Origin of the sequence: Planococcus wigleyi (assembly GCF_014836985.1) — a bacterium.
Classification (GTDB): Bacteria; Bacillota; Bacilli; order Bacillales_A; family Planococcaceae; genus Planococcus; species Planococcus notacanthi.
On record NZ_JACSPU010000002.1, the window covers coordinates 173263 to 189690 of the forward strand.

Consider the following 16428-nt stretch of genomic DNA (forward strand, 5'->3'; position numbering starts at 1 on the left):
TTTATGATAGTGGAAAAGCAGGGGTTCCTTAAAAAAGGAACGTGATATAGTCTAATCTGCATGGTGACATGCAGCAGTTCATAAGAGAACGGATAAAGGCTTACGACCTTTATTGAATAGAAATGAGGATTAGGAACTTTCGGTTGGCACCATCTCTTGGCACTTGAAGGCATCCATTGGGAAACGGAAAAAGCCGTCGAGTTTGGGGATACGCTGTACGAGGAAATTGCCTACCAGACCATCCGCGCCTCAATGCAGCTGGCTGAAGAAAAAGGGGCGTTCAGCAAATTTGAGGGCTCTGAATGGCATACAGGCGAGTACTTTGAACGCCGGAACTACAGCAGTGAACGCTGGAACAAGCTGCAGCAGGAAGTTGCATCGACCGGTGTCCGCAACGGTTGGATGATGGCGGTCGCACCAAACTCATCGACCGCCAAAATCGGCGGTTCGACAGATGGCATCGATCCCCTTTACGCCGTTGAATATGCGGAAGAGAAGAAGAACTTCAAATTTAAGGTGACAGCGCCTGACCTGGACCACAACACGTACGATTATTACCGCCGTGCACGCCACGTGCTGGACCAGAAATGGAGCATCCGCCAAAACGCGGCGCGTCAGCGGCATATCGATCAGTCCATCAGCTTCAATTTTTATGTGCCGCATACCATCAAAGCAAAAGAGTTGCTGGAGCTTCATTTGGAAGCATGGAAGCAACACTTGAAAACGACTTATTACGTCCGCAGCACATCACAGGCGGAAATCGAAGAATGCGAAGCATGCCAAAGCTAAAGGAGGATTTTCATGACCATACATGAACCGCTGACAAAGATTAAATTACTGAATCCGGAACATCCGAACAAATCGACTGGCGTCTTGAACGGCCAGTCTTCAGGTTTGTTGAACTGGAACGATATTGCTTACCCCCAAATGTACGACTTGTATCAGGCGCTATTGGCCAACTTCTGGAAAGCGCAGGAAATCAATATGCAGGACGACATCAAGCAATGGGACAGCTTGAGTGAAGTGGAGAAGGACGTCTTTTTGCGCATCAATACGCAACTGGCATCGCTCGACAGCCTGCAGACCCCGACAATGAGCCAGGCGATGGATTACGTCACGGACTCCAGCTTTAAAGCTATTTTTGCGGTCATTTCCCAGCAGGAAGCGGTCCATACCGAGTCGTATTCCTATATTTTGAGTTCGCTGGTCTCGGTGAGCGAACAGAATGCGCGCTTCAATCAGGCGAAAAGCGATCCGGTTGTGCAAAAACGGAATGACCTGATTTTGGATGCCTATGAAGCGTTCCGCCAAAACCCGACGCCGCAGAACTTGTTCAAGCTGAGCGTCAATTCCATTAACCTGGAAGGCATTTATTTCTATGCCGGCTTTGCTTTTTTCTATCATTTGGCGCGCCAGCAGAAAATGCTGAAGACCAGTACGATGATCAGCTATATCCAGCGCGACGAAATGCAGCATGCGTATTTTATTGCCCAGTTTATCCGGATCATGCTGACGGAAAATCCAGAGTTGAATACGGATGAAAATATTCGATACATCTATGCGACCATCGATCAGGCTGTGCAGCTTGAAAAAGAATGGGCGCATTACATTCTGGCGGATATCGATGGGCTGGATCTTGAGGAGTTTGCCGGTTATGTGGAGTATTTGGCCAACAAACGCCTGCGCCAGCTTGGATTGGATAATCTATACGAAGAACGCAGCAATCCAATGCCATGGATCCAGGTCTTTGGCGACGAGATGATGAACGAAACGAAATCCGACTTTTTCGAACAGAAATCCCGGACCTATACAAAAGTATCGCAGTCCAATGGCTTTGACGAACTCTAGCCTAAGACTGGCGATTGTCTATTCCTCGGTTACCGGCAATACGGAACAGCTGGCTGAGATGATCCAGAAAGCTGCGTTGGATCAAGGGTTCAGAACTGAACTGTACAGAATAGAAGAATTTTCGCTGGCAGCAATATTGGATTACGATGTGGTGCTGATCGGCACCTATACGTGGGGGAGCGGCGAAATTCCGGAAGAAATGCATTCATTGTATCAAGCCGTCGAAAAGTTGGGCCGTAAAGAGCAGTGGACAGCCGTTTTTGGAACCGGTGACAGCTTTTTCGCGGAATTCTGCGGAGCTGTCGATCGCTTCCGTGACATGTTATATGTAAAGACGCAGCTGGTTGCGACCCTGAAAGTGGAGTTAACGCCGCAGCAGAATGATGTCTTGCGATGTGAGAAATTGATTGAACTGATCAGGGAGAAGGAAATGCAGATGTTTTCTTCAAAAAAACACGGGTATAGATAATTATAAAAAGGATATTTAAGGAGCGATGCACATGGCTCAAGCAAAATGGTTGAAGCTGGGAACTGCTGCGTTTTTATCCATTGGTATGTTAACCGCCTGCGGCAACAGCGAACCAGAAGCGCCGGACGGAGAAGATGAAAAGAAAACGGAACAGCAGGAAGACGATTCATCTGAAGACCAGGATGATGAAGGTGAGTCCGAAGAGGAAGATTAAAGATTCTACACTGATAAGAAGTAAAATAGAGTCTGTTTAAAATCGCCGAAAGGCGGTTTTTTGTTTTATTGAAAAGTGTTTAATTTTGAAAAAGGGGTATATAAAAAGTAAATAAAACGCATTTCTGCTACGGCCAGGGGTTTTAGGGGAAAGTGAAGGGCAGCTGGTTTTTACTTTTTTGACTGTAATGCTAAGTCAATCTTCCAATTTCTTGTCTAAGGTTTTGGTTCAAAGGTTTTACACCTGTTTCGAAAGGTGTTAAATTGGGAACGAACGAAAAACCACTGCGTTTTCGTTAAATCCAAATTGTATATACTTATCGCTTAAAAATAGATAAACAATCGAATAACCATTTGGCTGGATGCAACAGACAATTAGGGCTGTAAACAACGCCGAAAAGAATTCAACGATTCTTTTCGGCGTTTTTGTATGCCAGCTAACTTATTTATCCATTTTCCGGAAGTGTTCTGGAAAAAAAGAAAGGATGAGAAGGATGGAACAATTAGAGCAGTTGGCTGAACAAGTGGGCATGCTCATGAACTCGAAGGTTGAACTACAAGCAGGTGAATGTTTAATCAAGAGAAAAAGAACCATTGACATATCCTCCCACGGCAAAAATTTCAGTTGTACGTTGGATCACGATATTTCTTTTAAAAACTTAAAAGATAATGGAAAAGCCATGAACCGAGCGGAAATATTTCTATTGCCGAGTGAACTGGCATCCTTTATGGATGCGCTTCACTGGCACCCGATTCCTTTGCCGACCAATTACCAACAACGGATGGACGTCAATCCGGATATCATTTGTGTTTATTTGGCGTCAGAAGAAGCACCAGAAGATTTCGCCGGAAGATTGTCTGCCGCTTTTAATGCCATCGAACAGAATACGCTGGTTTGAACAGCTGCTGAAGGAAAGGAGATTCCAATGCTGACCAGATATAAACGCTCGCACGAAAAAATCGCAATGGGCCTGTTGTCATTCATGCCTAGAGAGCGGGATGTAAAACAATTGAAAAAAACCATGGAGCTATATAATGAACGTCCGGACTGGCAACTTTTTCTCTGGAAAGCCGGCGATGATTATATCGGCGCTATCGGCATTCATATAGAAGATGATGAAAGTTTCACGGTTCAGCACATTTCCGTAATTCCTTCGTATCGCGGAGAAGGGATCGGGCATAGAATGGTCGAACGTGTTGAACGGCTGATGAATGGCAGGAGACCCAAGCCAAGTGAAGAAACCATGCCATTCCTGATGAAGTGCAGGGTTTAAAATACAGATTAAACTATTAAATCAACTAACGATTCAGTTTATAAAAAGGCAGAAACCCGACTTCTCGGTATTTCTGCCTTTTTTCGTATTTTATACATTTACGTTCTCAATAATTGTAGCAATGCCCATGCCTCCAGCGATACACAACGTGACCAAACCATATTTCTTTCCGGTACGTTCCAGCTCATGTGTTAATTTCGTTAAGAGAATCGCGCCTGTTGCACCGATAGGGTGGCCCATCGCAATCGCACCGCCATTTGGATTGACCTTGTTGCGGTCCAGTCCTAGTTCATTGATACAGGCAACGGATTGGGAAGCAAAGGCTTCATTCAATTCGACGATATCGATGTCTTCCACCTTTAAGCCCGCTTGTTTCAAAGCCTTGAAACTTGCTTGAACGGGACCCATTCCCATCAGTTCAGGAGAACAGCCGACCGAGGCTTGGGCAAGAACGCGAGCTTTTGGCTGATAGCCACGCTTGGCAGCTTCATCTTCCGACATGACCAATAATGCTGCAGCTCCGTCATTCCGTCCGCTGGCATTTCCTGCGGTAACAGTACCGCCTTCTTTAAAGACGGGCTTTAAGAGCGATAATTTCTCTAGCGTAGTTTCACGTGGATGTTCATCCGTTTTGAACTCAATGGTTCCTTTTCTCGTTTTTACCGGATACGGTGCAATTTGCGCTTCAAAATATCCTTTTGAAATGGCATTCGCTGCTTTTTGCTGACTTTCCAAAGCGAATTCGTCTTGTTCCTGGCGGGAAATACCGTATTTTTCTGCAACATTCTCTGCCGTGATGCCCATGTTCAGTTCGCCGTAAGTTTCACGGGGCTGTGAACCCGGTTGGCTTGCCGTATTAGGATCTTTCAACAGGACATCTCCGGATTTCGTACCGAATCGCACACTGTTCACATAATAAGGAGCAGTGCTCATTGATTCGGCACCTCCGGCGATGATGATGTCGCTGTGGCCGGTCTGAATCTGCTGGGTTGCTGAGTTCAATGCCTGTACACCCGATCCGCATTGGCGGTGGATGGTATAGCCAGGCACTTCAATGGGGATGCCTGCGCGCAGCATGGAGACTCTCGCCAAGTTGGAAACATCCGCACTTTGCTTAGCCTGACCCAAAATGACTTCTTCAACTGCGGAAGGTTCGACTTGTGTCCGGCGAAGCAATTCTTCAATGACGTGGGAACCCAGAAAATCGACTGTCTCATTTCCGATGCCGCCGCCTAACTTGCCGATTGCCGTCCGGACTGAATCTACTATCACTACGTTTTTCAAATCGTCATCTCCGTTTCTGATTGGAACTTGCGTGCGTAATGCTTCACTTTTTCTTTGTCGATTTCCATTCCGAAACCCGGACCATCCGGAACAATCACTTCAAAGTTTTCAAAGCGGATATCGTTGAGCGTAAGGTTGTCTTTAAAAAGCAAAGGGCCGAATATTTCGGTTCCAAATTTCATTTCAGGAAGAGTGGCATATAATTGGGCACACATGGCTGTCCCGAGGCTTGATTCAATCATTGTGCCGCCATAGAGACCAAGTCCAGCTGCTTCCGCAATGCCGGCTACTTTTTTCGTTTGCGTCAATCCGCCATGCTTGCAAGGCTTCAAAGCGATGGAATTTCCGGCGCGGTATTTGGCTATCCGGAAAACGTCCTGGATGCTGGTTGCCGCTTCATCTGCCATGATCGGCACTGTGAATTTAGAAGTCAAACGGGACATGCCTTCAAAGTCCCATGCCTGCAGTGGCTGTTCTACCATTGAAACACCGGCATCCTGCAGGGAAGCGATGCAGTAATTCGATGTATCCTCGTCCCACGCCTGATTGACGTCGACAGTCAAGCGTACCTGGTCTCCAAGTGCTTGCTTGATTTTCCGGACATGCTCCACGTTTTGGTATGGATCGCCTTTGCCGATTTTCAGCTTGAAGATGTTGTGCCGTTTCTTCTCTAGCATCTCTTTGGCTTCTTCGATATCCGTTTCCGTATTTCCGCTTGCCAGCGTCCAAGCAATGGGCAATGATTTATGAATTTGCCCGCCGAACAATTCAAAAGCAGGAATGTTTTTGGATTTGGCTGCCAAATCGACAATGGCACCTTCGACCAAGGCTTTTGCAAAGTAATTGCCGCGAACCAGTTTTGATACGTCGTTCATGATTTTATTAAAATGGATGGGGTTTTGCCCAAGTACCAGTGGTGTGATGTAAGCATCGATATTGGCTTTGATCGCTTCAGGAGTAGATTCTCCATAGGAAGCTCCACCGATTGTCGCAACTTCTGCCCAGCCTTCGCGTCCATCTTTGTCTGTAACACAGCCAAGCAATATTGTTTGCGAGACAATGGTATGCATAGCTAATTGATGTGGACGGATCGTGGGAAGATCTACTATATAAACGTCAAACGAATGAATTTTCATGCGTATAAACCCTCTTTCTTTTTACTCTGTAAAAGCGGCTTCAGTTTTTTCACGGACTTCTTCGATTGTCACGCCAGGCATCAGGTCAACTAACTTTAATTGGCCGTCTGTTACTTTGAATACCGCGAGTTCTGTGAAAATCATGTCAACTTGACGCGTTGACGTAATTGGATAGGTGCATTTTTTCAATAGTTTGGAACTGCCGTCTTTGGATGTATGGCTCATCGTCACAAATACTTTTTTTGCACCGACCAGTAAATCCATTGCACCACCGACACCCATGATGTTCTTGCCAGGTACGGCCCAGTTGGCGATCACTCCGTTTTCGTCTGTCTGAAGAGCACCGAGAATGGCTACATCCACATGCCCGCCGCGAATCATGGCAAATGAATCCGAGCTGTTAAAAAAGGATGCGCCAACTGCTTCGCCGACCGGCATTTTGCCGGCGTTGACCAGGTTCGGATCGATTGCTTCATCGTCTACATCCGTTACTCCGAGCAACCCGTTTTCCGTGTGGAGGTAAATATTGTCCTCTGTCATATACTCCGCCACCAACGTCGGAATTCCGATTCCCAGATTGACGATGCACGGCCCTTCCAATTCCTGTGCCACGCGTTCGGCAATGGCATGCTGCATTTCTGATTTGTTTAGTTGGACAGTCATACAGTTACCACTCCTTCTTTCGTCAGCACTTGTTGGGCTTTGACGATTGTATCGATATAGATAAAGGGTGTTACCACTTCTTCCGGGTTCAATTCGCCCGCTTCAACGATTTCATCGACTTCCACAATGACGGTTTTCGCTGCGGTAGCCATTAACGGGTTGAAATTGCGTGCCGTTTTGTAATAAACCAAATTCCCCAGAGTGTCCGCTTTATGGGCGCGAATCAATGCAACGTCTGCACGAATCGCTTTTTCGAGAATATAAGAGATGCCGTCGATTTCGCGTTCTTCTTTGCCAATCGCCAAATCTGTGCCGACACCTGTCGTTGTATAGTAGCCACCAAGGCCAGCGCCGCCTGCGCGGAGTGATTCAGCAAGTGTGCCTTGTGGAAGCAGCTCCAATTCAATTTCGCCGTTCTGGTATTTATCGCCGACATCGCGGTTGCTGGTGAAATAAGAACCGATCCCTTTTTTGATTTTATTTTGATTCAGCAGAATCCCCAACCCTTTGCCTGACTCCCCCAGGTTATTGCTGACGATGGTCAATTCGTTGACATCACGTTCAGTCAAGCCGTCGATCAAGGTAAGCGGAGCTCCGATTAAGCCGAACCCTCCGACTAAAACCGTGTCTCCAGATTTGATGCAGTCCAGAGCTTGCGTAATATCTTGCTGTATTTTTGACATCTGTAATCCTCCATTCGGTGATTATTCGGTTGTTTTCAGTGAGTCACTCAATTCGAACCATGCGGGAATGCCGGCAGTCAAAATACAGATGTAGCCGATATCCGCCAGGTCCGCTTCCGATGCGCCGGCTATCCGCGCTTTCTCTATCCAAGGGCCAGCGCCTTTGCCGTTCAGTTCAACGATGAAGTTGCCTGCCATGTTCAAATGTTTTAAGCGGGAAGACAGCAGTCCATCTTGCAAAATTCGGGCTTGCACATCCTCGGCATTCCCTGAGAGGAGGAGTGCCAGAATTTCTTCCAGGTAAGTTGTGTCTTCGGCGTCGAGCCAGTTAATGATCAGCTTCAGTGAATCAGTCGCCAGTTCCGGAGCTTGTGCTGGCTGGACAGCCGATTTCCCCTGCAATTCAAGTGCATAGGAAACCGCTTCAAGTGCCAATTTCAAGGCGGCATCGCCTTTGTATAAATAGGAAGTCAGGAAAAACTCAACGAGCTCCGGTGTTGTGTATCCAAAGTCGATGGCTCCTTTTGTATGAAACAGCATGCTTCGGGAATACAAGCGGGCTGCGTTCATACTAGCGATCAGTGCATCCTTTTCCTGACGGGACAAAGCACCGTTCTGCATAATTTCACCGCGTATTCCTGTGTAGGTGTCCAAGACAGCTGGACTGTAATCGTGCATCTTCTGGACCCATCCAGGCACCTCATCGTACACTTCTTTGAAATAATCTAACGCTTTACTCATATTCTCACTCCTGTTTTTTATTTTAAACTGTCCGGATATTCGTGCTGGTTAATGCCGAATACGACAGGAAGGATGAAGTAGACAAATACAACAATCAGAATGAAAGCCAGTACCGTCAGTCCTGAGCCTTTTCTCAACATGTCAATCATCGTAATTTTTCCGGTCGCAAAGATGATGGCGTTGGATGGAGTACCAATCGGAAGCATGAACGCAAAACCGGCACCCATTGCAACAGCGGTCATCAATGGCAATGGATGGACATCGATCGCCAGGGCAAGTGCAGCAGTAATCGGTACAAGAATCGTTACTGTCGCCGTATTGGGCGTCACTTGCGTCATAGCGATGCCAAGCAAAGTCGTTACAGCGAGAATCAGCAGGTAGGAAGTGCCTTCAAGCAACAGCAATTGGCTGCCGATCCAAGAAGCCAGGTCCGTGCCATTAAAGCCGGATGCCAGTGCAAGACCGCCACCGACCAACAGCAGAACGCCCCAAGGCATATTTTTCAGTGAATCTCCATTTAGAATCCGTTCACCCGAATCGCCTGAGGCGGGAATCAAGTGAAGAAGAATGGCCGCAACCATTGCAATCATGGTGTCGCTCAGACCTGGAATAATGTCGCTCCAGATAAAGGTTCTTGTCATCCACATAAAAGCAGTAAAGCTGAAAATGGCTAAGACAATTTTTTCTTCGTAGCCCATTTTGCCAAGCTCTTTCTTGCGTTCAACGACAAATTGTTTGCCGTTTCTGATGTTTTTAACTTTCATCGGATAGGCGATTTTTGTAATATAGAAAATCGAAACGATCATCAACAATGTTACGAGTGGAAAGGCGAAAATGAAGAACTGTGCGAAAGAAATTTCAATACCGAGCAGTTCACTCGCTAATCCGGCAAGCACCAGGTTTGTAGGAGTTCCAATCAAAGTAGCACTGCCGCCGATCGTTCCGCCAAAACCGATGGCAAAAATAATGGACTTGGTGAATTTTGTTTCTTCTTCTTTCGTGTAGACGTCATCTTCTTTCATTAACGTGACGACTTTCGCGATAATGGCCAAGCCGATTGGAATCATCAGCATGACCGTAGCCATATTGGAAACCCACATCGACAGGAAGCCGGTTGCCAGCATAAAGCCGAGTACCAAGCCTGACGTGCTGGCGCCCACTGCGCTGATGATGGACAATGCGATTCGTTCATGAAGGTTCCAGCGTTCCAGCGCCAAAGCGAGAGCGAATCCGCCGATGAACAGGAAAATCAGGTTATCGCCATAGCTGGAAGCGACAACGCCGGCTTCTACTGTCTGAAGTAAGGGAAGAAGCACCAGCGGCATCAAAGACGTAATTCCAAGCGGCATCGCTTCAAGAATCCACCAGACTGCCATCCAGGCAGTTACGGCCAATACTGCTCGGCCTTCTGTGCTGAGTCCGGGAAGAGGCAGTAAGAACAAAATCAGCAAAAATAAAGCGGGTCCTAAGAAAAGACCGATTTTTTGAGACAGGTTATAGGATTTCTTTCGGCGAACTTTTTCGCTTCCCTTATCGATGGATTCATTCCCCGGAAACTCGGCGGCTGCCACCCCAGCACCGCCTGAATTTCGCAGCTCTGCCATTGTCAGCAGATCTTTCGTTTGCTTGTGTGATTTCCACATACTTTTGTTTAATGTCTTCAATGAATATTTCATAGATGATTTCCCCCCATACACACCCCTTTGCAGGATGCTGTTCTACAATTTTTTCAGGAAGCTGTCGGCTGCCTGCAGAATCTCTTCGCGTTTTTCAAAAACCATAGTGTAATGGTTGGCGCCTGAAACGATGGTCTCGATCCGCTTCGTGTGTTTTTGCGTTTCTTCGTAATCTGCCAGGTAAAATAGAGGCGGCATGGAGCCAATCTTTCCTTCTGCGTATACCAGCAGGACAGGACACTCGATCTGCGGACATATTTCTGCTGGATCAAAAGAATAAAAACTGTCGAAATCCATCACGATGCGCGACTCAGTGGCTTTATTTTCCCAATGGCCATCCACGGGGCCGACTTCGTATTCCGCTGTCTCCTGCAATATGTCATTCCACTGAATTCCAAGATTCGCGTAAATCTTTTGGATTTCTTCCGTGTAATGCTGTTGAGAAGTGAATTCGCGGCTGATTCTACCAAGGGAAGGCTGGACAATTCCTCTTTGGTGTTCGGATGCCTTTGCAGCCCCGTCGAGCAAAATCAGCGCTTTGACTGATTGGAGCCGGCTGGCGACAATCGCTGAAATGAAAGCACCCATCGAATAGCCGAGCAAGATCGGATTGACGATCTTCAATTCTTCAATCAAGCCCAAAATATCATCAGCGTGCTTGAAGATGGAAGTGTCGGAATCCGCTGCCGCGCTGTTGCCGCGTCCGCGGAGATCTAACGAAATAAAACGATATTCGCCTTTAAACTGTTCGGCATAATAATGCATATTCTTGTGCGTCCCCGTTAATCCGTGTATCGCGATGATCGTTCCTTTTTCCCCTGGATAATCGGCTACTTGAATTTCGTTTCCATTGACCTCTACTTTATAAAGTTCCACTTAAATCCACTCCAGTTTATATTTGTAAGCTTCTGTATTAAAAAGAAGCAGCTGCCAGAAAGATTCCGGCAGCTTTTAATTGGCTTATTCAGTTCTCATAACAAAGTTCAATGAGGCCTCTTTATGATCGCCATGGTCTTCAAGCTTCGTTAAAAGAGAAGAACGGACGCCGCCGGCAACATCTGTCTCGAGCCATTCATCGCCTTCGAAAAATACTTGCGTGATCAAGGTCTCGTGTCCTTCATGCTCGAACTTGATGTGGATATGGGCTGGACGGTAAGCGTGGTAGCCCGCTGCAAAAGTGAATTCACCAGTTGGGCCGCTTGTCGGGATCTGGTAAGGGATTGGTACGATTGAATGCACTTCAAAATCACCGTTCTCGTCTGTATGGAACTGGCCGCGCAAATTGAAGTCCGGCGCAGTTGAATCATAGTTTGAATACAAGCCATCTGCATCATCCTGCCACCATTCGACTTTCGTTTTTGCCAAAGGTCCGTTGATGGAGCTTACATTTCCGCGGAACGTCAATTTGTCGCCAGGTTCGTCTTCTCTCTGCGGCATCACAAACGGTGATTCCTCAAGAACAGGCGCTCCTTCTTCGTAATAAGGTCCAAGCAGAGAAGGTTCAGTTCCTGGAGAATCTTTGTATTTAGATTCCAGTACATGGGTTTCCACAAAAACATCAAGGAACAAAGGAATCTCTCCGCTGCGTCCTAAGCGATCGGCCCATTCAACGAATTTCGTGTATTCTTCATGATTGAATTGCTGCTCATCCAGGAAGTTTTTTAAATGCTTAACGAACCCTTCATAAGCTCCTAACACGCGTTCGTTTACTACTGTTTTTTCTGTCATCTTAAATTCCTCCTCATAATGGGATAGTATTTTAAGTGTGAAGACGAGAATGTAAACGCCTTCACAACCGGTAAAAAATAAAATGCTTGCAAGTAAATGAAATAAATTGTACGATATACGTACGATGTATCGTTATGCGTACAATGTCATCTTAGCATAGGGGGTAGTGGTTTTGTCAATAAAAGAATCAGACAATTTTAAAAATAGTGGGGATTATATTCAGTCATTGGACCGGGGATTGCAGGTAATTCAAGCTTTTTCACAGCAAGACCGATCGCTTACTGTAAGTGGTGTTGCAAAGAAAACTGGCTTAAGCCGCCCGACGGCCCGCAGGATTCTGTTGACCTTGGAACATTTGGGATTTGCGGAATCAGAAAACAATGCATATTCACTGACAGCACGGACTTTGTCACTCGGCTATGCTTATCTATCATCGAATAACACATGGAGTTTGGCTCATCCCTTCATGAGAGAATTCGTTGCAAAGACAGAGGAATCGTGTTCGATTTCCATTTTGGACGGCACCGACGTTCTGTATGTCGCTCGGGTTTCGACGAAACGCATTATGTCCATCAATCTGGATGTCGGTTCACGTCTTCCAGCCTATGCCACTTCAATGGGGCATGTGCTTTTGGCTTATTTGGAGGAAGATGAATTGGAGAAATACATGGATGCCATTAATTTTGAACAGTATACAAGCAAGACGATTACGGATAAAGAGCAATTGCGTCAAGTTCTGGCTGAAGTGCGCGAGCGGGGCTGGGGAGGCGTAGATCAGCAGTTTGAAGAAGGTCTTCGTTCCATAGCAGTTCCTTTGCGCAATGAGACAGGAAAAGTCATTGCGGCAATCAATTGTTCCGCACATGCTGGCAGAACCTCAAAGGAAATGCTTCGCGAAGAATTTTTACCGATCCTTAAAGAAAGCGCTGAAAAAATCAATCAGGCAATTGCAGCTACAAATACTGCAAATTTACTTTAACCAATGTGAAAAAAACCGCTCTTGAGGCGGTTTTTTTTTGGAATCGTAAGGGATGAAAGTTGACATCCCTATGGATAAATTTCCATTCATGCACGTGCACAGCGTATAATCAAAATAGCTGACCCATGCAAGTAACGAGTAGAGTAAAGAGGTGCCATCCATGATCATCATCATCGATAACCAGGATTCATTCACCTATAACCTGGTCCATTATTTTGAGCAGCTGGATCAAAGTGTGCTTGTTTTTCAAAACGACGAATTGACTGCAAAGCAAATAGAAAAGTTGATGCCGGAACTGGTTGTGCTGTCCCCGGGTCCGGGCCGGCCAGTTGAACAAGGGGCAAGCCGGGAAGTGCTGACAGAATTGAGTGGAAAGATTCCGGTACTGGGCGTTTGCTTAGGGCATCAAACCATCATTGAACATTTCGGGGGGCGGATCGTCAAAGGGCGCCAGCCTATGCACGGAAAAGTCTCTGTGCTGGTGCATTCGGGCAAAGGCATCTTCGCAGGCATTCCCAATCCAACGACCGTGACCCGCTACCATTCACTGGTTGCGGAAGAAGCTGCGTTGCCTGCCTGCCTGGAAGTGACAGGCCGCTCTGATGATGGCGCTATTATGGCTGTCCGTCATCGAATGCTGCCTGTGGAAGGCATCCAGTTTCACCCGGAATCGATTTTGACGGTGGAGGGGTTCAAGATGCTAAAAAACAGTTATGAATTTGCGAAGCAGTGGAAAAAAGACAATAAGGGAGGTGCCGGACATGTCAAACCCTTACCTATTGTATGAGTTCCGTAGTGAAGATGGAGAGATTGAACCGCTTCTTTTCACCGATCCTTTGGAAGTTTTCGAAACTCATCTACTTGCTGAAGTGCCGACGATTCTGGAAAAGCTGGAGCAAGCACTTAACAAGGGATTTTATGCAGCCGGCTATGTTTCCTATGAAGCAGCCCCGGCTTTTCAGGCAGAAATGGTGACGCAACCGGCAGGTGAAATGCCGCTCGTTTGGTTCGGGATTTTCAATGCCCCCCAAAAAGCGCCTGTTTTATCTGAAGAACAGGAACCTTACAAGGTTTCGGAATGGAAAATGGCCAGTTCTGTGGAACATTATCAAAAAGGCATTCAGCAAATCAAGCAGGCGATTGAAGAAGGAGACACCTATCAGGTCAATTACACGGAACGCCTGTCAGCGGAATTTTCCGGCAGCGATTTGGCATTTTACCGCCAATTGGCCAGAAATCAGCAGGCGGATTACGGTGCCTATCTGAATCTTGGCAGGTTCCGCGTGCTTTCTGCATCTCCGGAACTGTTCTTTAAAGTCCGAAATGGCAAGCTGACCGCCAAACCGATGAAAGGCACAGCGCCTAGGGGACGCACGACACAGGAAGACCAGGAACAGGTTGCGGCTTTGCTGGCTTCGAAGAAAGAGCAGTCCGAAAACCTGATGATTGTCGATTTGCTCCGAAACGATATGAGCCGGTTGGCCAAACGGGGATCAGTCAAAGCCGATCCGTTATTTACAGTGGAAACCTATCCGACAGTCCATCAGCTGACTTCGACCATCGAAGCGCAGCTGGACAAAGAGACGACAGTTTTGGAATGGTTTCAGGCTTTATTTCCATGCGGTTCCATTACCGGTGCACCTAAAATCAGTACGATGAAGTACATCGCCGGATTGGAACAAACTCCCCGGGAAGTCTATTGCGGCGCAATCGGTTTCATTACGCCTGATAAAGACGCTGTTTTTAACGTGCCGATCCGGACGGTCGTCATCGATCGGGAAAAAGGAACTGCGCGTTATGGTGTGGGCGGAGGAGTCACCTGGGACTCTACTTCTGAAGGAGAATACAAGGAATTGCAGACAAAAGCGGAAGTGCTGACCGCCAAACGGCCGGTCTTCAGCCTGTTGGAATCGCTGAAACTGGAGAATGGGCAGTACCCATTGCTCGACTACCACTTGGCCCGTCTGCAGGATTCTGCGAATTATTTTCATTTCCCGGGAAATATTCAACAAGCTGAAAGTGAATTGATGAAACTCGCAGAAAAACACCCGCAAGGCATTTACAAAGTCCGGCTGTTGCAAAATAAAGCAGGCAAACTAGAGCTGGAAGCGCAGGAAACTGCAGCCATTGGGCAACCGGTTAGATGCGCAATCGCCCTTTCTGCAGTTGACGGCAAAAACCCATTCCTGTTCCATAAAACCACCCATCGCGTGGTATACAACAAGGCAAGCGAAGGTTTGCCCAAAGACGTATTTTCGATTCTGCTCTGGAATGAAAAACAGCAGCTGACAGAATTTACGATCGGCAACTTAGTGCTGGAAAAGGCGGGCTGCTTTTTCACGCCGCCAATTTCCTGCGGATTGCTGGCTGGTACGTTCAGGCAGCAGCTGCTGGACCAGCAGCGTATTGAAGAGAAAATCCTCGATAAAAAAGAGTTGGAAACTTGTGATGCCATCTGGCTGATCAACAGTGTGCGGGGCTGGCTGAAAGTAGAATTGATAAACCAGCCTTCCGAGATCATTTAACTGAATCTGCAATAAAGCCCAGCCGGATAGTTTCCGGCTGGGCTTTATTTTTATTCGAAATCGAGTTTGTAATCGGAGGCTTTGATCATTTTCAGCTTGCGTGAGAAAACGAAGAGCAAACCGATGTTTAAAAGGATCGGCAAGACCAGGAAGGTGCTGATCATGACGGCGATATTGCGGCTGTTCCAGCCGCCTTCCGCAAGATTCATGTAATTCAGCGGTCCGACAAGGCCGGACAAGCCGAAACCGGCACTGTAAGGTGTGCCTTGTATGTTCAGGATTCCTGCGAGTGCACCGAGGACAGCTGCTGTAATCAGCATGGGAATGGCAATCTGCGGTTTCATCAGAAAGTTTTTCATCTGAATCTTTGGAGATCCCAATACATGTGCGAGCGCTGTTCCCATGGAATTGGCTTTGTAGCTGGAAATGGCCAGCCCGACACCGGCTGCAACGATTCCAAGATTCGCAGCGCCTGCCCCGATGCCCGAAAGCATAATGACTGTGGCGACACCGACCGTTGAAATCGGCAGCAGGATAATGGTACAGAAAATCATCGCAATCAAGGCCCCCATCACTACCGGTTGCAGTGAGGTGATATGCGCAACTGCTGTGCCGATTATGCCCGTTGATTGTTTCATGAACGGCAGCAGCAGGTAACCGACCATTCCGGGAATGAGGATGCTCAAAGTAGGCATCAGGAGAATGGCGTAAGCCTTTAGTTTATCTCCGAGAAATTGGACAAACAAAACAGTTAAGGCCGCCGTGATTCCGATATTGATGACAATGCCGATGCCGTTCAACGTCATGACGCCTTCAGCGGTCTTCTGAATGACGCCGCTGCCGACCATGGAAGCGATCCCGACACTGGCTGTCTGGATTGGAGTCAATTTAAACGTAATGCCCACCATAACACCGATCAGGACCGGCAATAAACTCATGGTAAAAACCGTAATATCAAAAAGATGCTGCAGGGGAGGAAAATGGGGAATCAGTAATTTCAGTATTTCTCCTAATAATGCGTTTGGAATCAAAGCGACGACAATGCCGATGCTCATTCCGTTTAATAACTTACTGATGAATTCTTTCATAGCTGCAGCTCCTGTCTAAGTTGTTTGAAATATGTTACTACTATAATGAATATTCTGAAATAAATCAACAAAAAGTTTGTCGCATTAACGCGTTGGTGCGCGAAAGCGTTTTAGGGAGGGC

General features: G+C 46.9%; 17 protein-coding genes and 1 pseudogene. 9 read left to right on the top strand and 9 right to left on the bottom strand.

From position 1 onward, the window contains the following. Positions 1–126: 126 nt before the first annotated feature. The 6 genes and pseudogenes from H9630_RS06360 to H9630_RS06385 form a co-directional block, all read left to right on the top strand. Positions 127–789 (top strand): annotated as a pseudogene (locus H9630_RS06360) (ribonucleoside-diphosphate reductase subunit alpha); the annotation flags it as partial. Positions 790–801: 12 nt separating this feature from the next. Further along, complete coding sequence (locus H9630_RS06365; protein ID WP_191714670.1) at positions 802–1848, top strand: ribonucleotide-diphosphate reductase subunit beta; 1047 nt, start codon at positions 802–804, stop codon at positions 1846–1848. Continuing rightward, on the top strand, positions 1829–2317 hold the full coding sequence (locus H9630_RS06370) for a flavodoxin domain-containing protein (protein WP_191714671.1): 489 nt from the start codon (positions 1829–1831) through the stop codon (positions 2315–2317). Before H9630_RS06365 ends, H9630_RS06370 begins: the two co-directional genes overlap by 20 nt. Positions 2318–2348: 31 nt before the next feature. Further along, positions 2349–2531, top strand: a complete 183-nt coding sequence (locus H9630_RS06375; RefSeq protein ID WP_191714672.1) for a hypothetical protein — start codon at positions 2349–2351, stop codon at positions 2529–2531. Between the two features lie 493 nt (positions 2532–3024). Further along, positions 3025–3429, top strand: coding sequence for a DUF1259 domain-containing protein (locus H9630_RS06380; protein WP_191714673.1), 405 nt, complete (start codon positions 3025–3027; stop codon positions 3427–3429). Between the two features lie 27 nt (positions 3430–3456). Further along, positions 3457–3804, top strand: coding sequence for a GNAT family N-acetyltransferase (locus tag H9630_RS06385; RefSeq protein WP_191714674.1), 348 nt, complete (start codon positions 3457–3459; stop codon positions 3802–3804). Between the two features lie 90 nt (positions 3805–3894). Here the strand turns inward: H9630_RS06385 and H9630_RS06390 are convergent, their stop codons facing one another. The 8 genes from H9630_RS06390 to H9630_RS06425 form a co-directional block, all read right to left on the bottom strand. Then, positions 3895–5088, bottom strand: coding sequence for a thiolase family protein (locus tag H9630_RS06390; protein ID WP_191714675.1), 1194 nt, complete (start codon positions 5086–5088; stop codon positions 3895–3897). Then, positions 5085–6224, bottom strand: a complete 1140-nt coding sequence (locus H9630_RS06395) for a muconate cycloisomerase family protein (protein WP_191714676.1) — start codon at positions 6222–6224, stop codon at positions 5085–5087. The genes H9630_RS06390 and H9630_RS06395 overlap by 4 nt, the downstream gene beginning before the upstream one ends. A 21-nt stretch (positions 6225–6245) precedes the next feature. Continuing rightward, a complete protein-coding gene (locus H9630_RS06400) occupies positions 6246–6887 on the bottom strand; it encodes a 3-oxoacid CoA-transferase subunit B (RefSeq protein ID WP_191714677.1) in 642 nt (213 codons plus the stop codon). Continuing rightward, a complete protein-coding gene (locus tag H9630_RS06405; RefSeq protein ID WP_191714678.1) occupies positions 6884–7570 on the bottom strand; it encodes a CoA transferase subunit A in 687 nt (228 codons plus the stop codon). Before H9630_RS06405 ends, H9630_RS06400 begins: the two co-directional genes overlap by 4 nt. Before the next feature lie 21 nt (positions 7571–7591). Continuing rightward, a complete protein-coding gene (locus H9630_RS06410) occupies positions 7592–8311 on the bottom strand; it encodes a carboxymuconolactone decarboxylase family protein (protein WP_191714679.1) in 720 nt (239 codons plus the stop codon). Positions 8312–8328: 17 nt separating this feature from the next. Next, positions 8329–9987: an SLC13 family permease gene (locus H9630_RS06415; protein ID WP_191714680.1), complete on the bottom strand. Its 1659-nt coding sequence runs from the start codon at positions 9985–9987 to the stop codon at positions 8329–8331. Between the two features lie 42 nt (positions 9988–10029). After that, positions 10030–10863 (bottom strand): alpha/beta fold hydrolase, encoded by an 834-nt coding sequence (locus H9630_RS06420; protein ID WP_191714681.1) that lies wholly within the window; start codon positions 10861–10863, stop codon positions 10030–10032. An 84-nt stretch (positions 10864–10947) separates the two neighbouring features. After that, positions 10948–11715 carry a dioxygenase family protein gene (locus H9630_RS06425; RefSeq protein WP_191714682.1) on the bottom strand — a complete coding sequence of 256 codons (768 nt, stop codon included), beginning with the start codon at positions 11713–11715 and terminating at the stop codon, positions 10948–10950. 172 nt (positions 11716–11887) lie between these two features. Here H9630_RS06425 and H9630_RS06430 point away from each other — a divergent pair, with 172 nt between their 5' ends. The 3 genes from H9630_RS06430 to pabB all read left to right on the top strand — a co-directional run bounded on the left by H9630_RS06430 (position 11888) and on the right by pabB (position 15219). Continuing rightward, positions 11888–12694 (top strand): IclR family transcriptional regulator domain-containing protein, encoded by an 807-nt coding sequence (locus H9630_RS06430; protein ID WP_225218416.1) that lies wholly within the window; start codon positions 11888–11890, stop codon positions 12692–12694. 160 nt (positions 12695–12854) lie between these two features. After that, positions 12855–13481: an anthranilate synthase component II gene (locus tag H9630_RS06435; RefSeq protein WP_191714683.1), complete on the top strand. Its 627-nt coding sequence runs from the start codon at positions 12855–12857 to the stop codon at positions 13479–13481. Further along, positions 13456–15219: an aminodeoxychorismate synthase component I gene (gene pabB, locus H9630_RS06440; protein WP_191714684.1), complete on the top strand. Its 1764-nt coding sequence runs from the start codon at positions 13456–13458 to the stop codon at positions 15217–15219. Before H9630_RS06435 ends, pabB begins: the two co-directional genes overlap by 26 nt. A 50-nt stretch (positions 15220–15269) precedes the next feature. On the opposite strand, the gene H9630_RS06445 is transcribed toward pabB, so the two are convergent. After that, on the bottom strand, positions 15270–16307 hold the full coding sequence (locus tag H9630_RS06445; RefSeq protein WP_191714685.1) for a PTS transporter subunit IIC: 1038 nt from the start codon (positions 16305–16307) through the stop codon (positions 15270–15272). Positions 16308–16428 lie beyond the last annotated feature (121 nt).